This window comes from Vibrio ichthyoenteri ATCC 700023 (assembly GCF_000222605.1).
GTDB classification, from domain to species: Bacteria; Pseudomonadota; Gammaproteobacteria; order Enterobacterales; family Vibrionaceae; genus Vibrio; species Vibrio ichthyoenteri.
Genome location: NZ_AFWF01000249.1, coordinates 1 through 3,950, shown reverse-complemented (window position 1 = coordinate 3,950; position 3,950 = coordinate 1). Strand labels below are relative to the sequence as shown.

Annotated in this window: 7 protein-coding genes; all 7 read left to right on the top strand. The window is 42.7% G+C overall.

The window, feature by feature from the left end:
* Nucleotides 1-505: PFL_4669 family integrating conjugative element protein (locus RH85_RS16930; protein WP_006712410.1), on the top strand; the 505-nt coding region annotated here is incomplete at its 5' end.
* A gap of 44 nt (nt 506-549) precedes the next feature.
* Nucleotides 550-1,398, top strand: a complete 849-nt coding sequence (locus tag RH85_RS16925; RefSeq protein ID WP_006713926.1) for a hypothetical protein — start codon at nt 550-552, stop codon at nt 1,396-1,398.
* A 724-nt stretch (nt 1,399-2,122) separates the two neighbouring features.
* Nucleotides 2,123-2,449 (top strand): hypothetical protein, encoded by a 327-nt coding sequence (locus RH85_RS16920; RefSeq protein WP_006713925.1) that lies wholly within the window; start codon nt 2,123-2,125, stop codon nt 2,447-2,449.
* Entirely contained in the window at nt 2,450-2,659 is a 210-nt protein-coding gene (locus tag RH85_RS16915; RefSeq protein WP_006713924.1) for a hypothetical protein, read from the top strand.
* 25 nt (nt 2,660-2,684) lie between these two features.
* Complete coding sequence (locus RH85_RS16910) at nt 2,685-3,092, top strand: hypothetical protein (protein ID WP_006713923.1); 408 nt, start codon at nt 2,685-2,687, stop codon at nt 3,090-3,092.
* 118 nt (nt 3,093-3,210) lie between these two features.
* Nucleotides 3,211-3,471: a hypothetical protein gene (locus RH85_RS16905; protein ID WP_006713921.1), complete on the top strand. Its 261-nt coding sequence runs from the start codon at nt 3,211-3,213 to the stop codon at nt 3,469-3,471.
* A 16-nt stretch (nt 3,472-3,487) separates the two neighbouring features.
* Nucleotides 3,488-3,950: nucleoid-associated protein (locus tag RH85_RS16900; RefSeq protein ID WP_006713920.1), on the top strand; the 463-nt coding region annotated here is incomplete at its 3' end.

Sequence of the window (3,950 nt, the reverse complement as noted above, 5' to 3'; positions counted from 1 at the left end):
GCTTGAACATGCGGCTCGTTATGATGATCCGTATGCAGATTTCGCGTTACTCGAGCTTGAGCGTGTCATGAATGAAGCGTTTACCTTCTTTAATGAACAACTTTCGACGTTACCGTCAATGATGACTGCTCGCCTTTCATTCTCAGAATGTTTGAGCAATCGCCCACACGTTAAAACCCTTCGTATTTCTAGTCGCTTTGGCTGGCGCATGATTGCTCTGCTTGAGAGTTTCGATGTGTACATGGTGCGTATTTCAGATGCGCAGTTTAAAGCGCAGATAACGCGCTCTGAGTTTGAAAAACGTCGTTTTGAAACCATCCGAAAAATGGAGAGTGTGCTGCACCAGGTGTTGGTACACAAACACTCGGGTTTGACTCGCAGTGATATGTTGCAAAACACCGCGAAAGCACAAAAAGCGATGGAAGAATTTGGGCCAGTACCGTTTGAGGTTCTGGAAGGGCTTGAGCGCGCGGAATTTGCGCCAGTGATTAAGCGTGCATCGTAATTTTTACGATAGAGTGAGAGTCGATCATCATGGAAATGAACAGCATGTCGTCAGTTAGGGCGGTTGAGTTGAGAGAAGAGGAACATCTTTTTTCAACTAAAGCTGAATACGATAAAATTTATCGAGCGAAACGCAAAGATCGTAAGTTCACTCTTATTGCCCTTTATGATGAAGTTATTGCGCTTCAACAAAAGACAAATAAAAATTTTACTATCGGCTTTAGTTGTCGCCGTTTATTGCGTAGTGGTGAAGTGGTCAAGCTGCCTCATGAGTATGCTTTTATCTTAAAGGCGTGTGAAGAGTTCATCGATAATCCTCAACGATTCCCCGCGCTATTTGCTTGGGGTGGGGACGCTGTGCATAACATCCAGTGTCGAACTCTCATATCAAAAACCTTAGCGTGTGTCTTACCAAACACGGATTTAATTGGCGGTCGTATTGGCCAACCAACCCTTGCAGGGTTAAAAACGATAAGCTATGACCAACTGCAAGAAGATTATGTCTTGCGTTGGGGGGAGTACATCTCACCAAAGTCATTCGCAAAAGTAATGAAATACCTTAAACGTGCTGGGTATTTTCACTCAGAACGCATCAATGTCTGCATGGATGACGCAGAAGGCACTGTACGCAGCGCTGCGGCTTACAAGCAGTTCTCAGAGACCTTCTTTCAAGATCTTAAAGTGGTACGCTATAAAGAAATCAGTGCGCTTATCATTGCTTCTCGCAAGCGCCTGGAAAAGAAGGGGCTACGTTTTGAGTGGCTTAACTTCCGTACTATTGCCTCTGGTATGCAAAAAATCTTCAATGCGTCACGTTTTAATGATTACGCCGATACAGTAACATCACTGTTTACCGCATACCAACCATCCCAATTTGCTAACCCGTCTCACTAGAGTGTTGTTTTTATCCGCTTAACGGCGGAGGCATTGTCACGTCTGTTGTTCAATTTAGGTTAAAAAATAGCCAGTTGTTTTATTTTGCCCCCTCTATTTATACGCTCGATCTTGGCCATCTTTCCTTTTAGCCTAAGAAATTACGGTTAACTATGTTATTCACAGAAAAGGTAGTGCAATAAATGGATCTTATGATGGCTTGCTTGAGTGGGTACTTATAGGGCGCTGCGCTTATGAGTACTACGTAGTTAAACTAGTATTTAAATAAATATAAAAATGAATATTTAAAAGAAGTTATCGCTTCGCTCAAAGGTACTTCCCCTAAAAATCAAAAAACTTCTTCGAAAAAACAACGAAAAATATCTGATTTTTAGGGGCTCAAACGCCACTCTGACAGCAAAGCGATAAACTAAGAGATCGCGTTAGTTTTATCGCACCGTCTTACTCGCTACGCTCGCGCATCCTAGCAAGGGGAAAGGCAAAATCTAGGCCATGATATCGGTGGTGTGTTTATCGTTTACGATAGTTCGATACGCGCTATTTTCGCGTTGCTCATTCTTTATGTCGTCGCACAGCTCCTCCATGAATAGGACTTGTGTTATATGGTGTTGTTTGATAGCGAGATATTTAATTATCTTATTGTTTTTACAGTACAAAATGATTAATTATTACTCTGTGATATGGTAAAATAATGACCAATATAGGCGCAAAATCAGGAGGCAATATGAACCGGCAACAGCGCCAAGAAAAGAAGGCATTTAAGCGTGCGCGTCAACGCAAATCCCCTTGCTCTGTTAAGGGGAAAACAGAAGATTTTGTTTATCATGAATTTGCGTTGACCCCTCCAGAGTTAGGCGTCTATGTTTCTTTGGTCAATGGCCATCGCCTGATTGTTGATGAGGTGCGTCAGCGTGACTTTGGTCGCTATCAGGTGATAACCAAATCTTTTGATGCAAACGATGATTATTGGAACGCCACACTGAGTGATATGGAGTGGGGCGCCTTAAATCACATGTCTCTCTATACGCTCGATGATCAGGAGGCTGCGTAGATGATGCAAGATCACGAAATTCATAAAGCGGTTGACGGTGTGATGGCTCTTAGACCCAAGGTCAAACACCAGGAAGCCAATGTCGAGCAATTACGTGCGCTGAAACGACGTCGTGATGCGTTGGAGTATGCAAAAGAAATGCAAGCCATAGAGGATGGTGAAATGATTATGCCAACGGCTTATGCCGTTCGTCATTTTGGTTTGCGTTAATCTGGCTTTAGTGAGAGGAATAGAGATGTCGAACCATAATAAATTGCGTAATCGAACGAAAAAAATAAGAGGTCGTTTGCCTCAACGAGTGAAACCCCATCCTCTTAATGCTTTGTTTACAAAAGCAGTGCTTTCAATCATGACTCGAATGTCTCAAGCTGAGTCAATGTCATATTTCGATATTGAATTACCTAAACCAGGTCGTTATTGCGGAACAAGAGCTGGGCTTCCAAATAGTGAAACGAGATATCTATATGTTGATTGGTGCTCTGAACGTAATGAGAAGGGGAACTTTTTTGTTTCGTTTCGGGATGAGGCTGGTAACAGTCAAGTTCTGGATGCAAGAGGGTGGGCGTCTGAAAAGATCATGATTGGTGTTAAAGAAGAACTTTTGCCTTTAGAACCAAGCAATGCGGAACTGCTTAGAGGATAGTGAAGATGGACGTATTTGTCGTAATTGTGATTGGTGTTACTGCTTACTACATCATTGATCGATTGTGTGCGCATCGAGAGCGTATGAAAGAGGTTAAGTCAGAAGAAGGTGACGAATAATGCAACCAGGTGATGATGTTATTTGGCCAGAAGCTGCGGATAATGGTTACCACGGCCACTTTACCGTTATTGGTATATTTCCTAGCCGGTACTTAAAAGACAAAGCGGGAGTGGGGCTACCTACGGCTTTGATTGAACCGGTTGATTCCGTTTCGTTTTGCATACAAATGCTTGACGAAGCTCATGCGGAAAATGAATTAGTTCGTATAGAAGTGCCGATTGAAATGTTGCAGTTACTTTCGAATCGAGTTCTTCATTAATTAAAAAGAGATCTTTATGGCCATTACCCTTTCTCACCTTAGTTTGCATCAATTAGTTAAACAAGACGATGGCGAACTGCACCTCCAGCTTCGCCCTACGCCATTAGATAACGACCCTCATTCTGAAGGATTGACAGAGCAGTTGCATCAGCACTTTGTGAATAAACCAGGTAAAGGTTATGGTTTTTTTAAAGTAGAAAGCCCTGTCGAGGTTGCGCTGCAGGCGCATCGCCGTGGTGAAGTTTCCTTTCATGATTTTTCTTGTCAGAGTGCGACCTGGTTGCATCAAGAATTGGTGAAATACCCATTTGCTGATGAAGGCGTATTGGTACAGGCTATTTATCAACACTTAGCAACTGAGTATCTCTTTATTGGTTTATTGCCGGTGCATCAGAGTTTGAAAGTAACGGGCGCACTTGATATCAGTGCGACCGATTACCTCGATCTAAAGAATATCGCCATTGCCGCCACAATTAGAA

What these genes read in the sequence shown, in the direction of transcription:
- RH85_RS16905 (WP_006713921.1), top strand. Translation starts at nt 3,211, where the DNA reads ATGCAACCAGGTGATGATGTTATTTGGCCAGAAGCTGCGGATAATGGT.
- RH85_RS16920 (WP_006713925.1), top strand. Translation starts at nt 2,123, where the DNA reads ATGAACCGGCAACAGCGCCAAGAAAAGAAGGCATTTAAGCGTGCGCGT.
- RH85_RS16925 (WP_006713926.1), top strand. Translation starts at nt 550, where the DNA reads ATGTCGTCAGTTAGGGCGGTTGAGTTGAGAGAAGAGGAACATCTTTTT.
- RH85_RS16910 (WP_006713923.1), top strand. Translation starts at nt 2,685, where the DNA reads ATGTCGAACCATAATAAATTGCGTAATCGAACGAAAAAAATAAGAGGT.
- RH85_RS16915 (WP_006713924.1), top strand. Translation starts at nt 2,450, where the DNA reads ATGATGCAAGATCACGAAATTCATAAAGCGGTTGACGGTGTGATGGCT.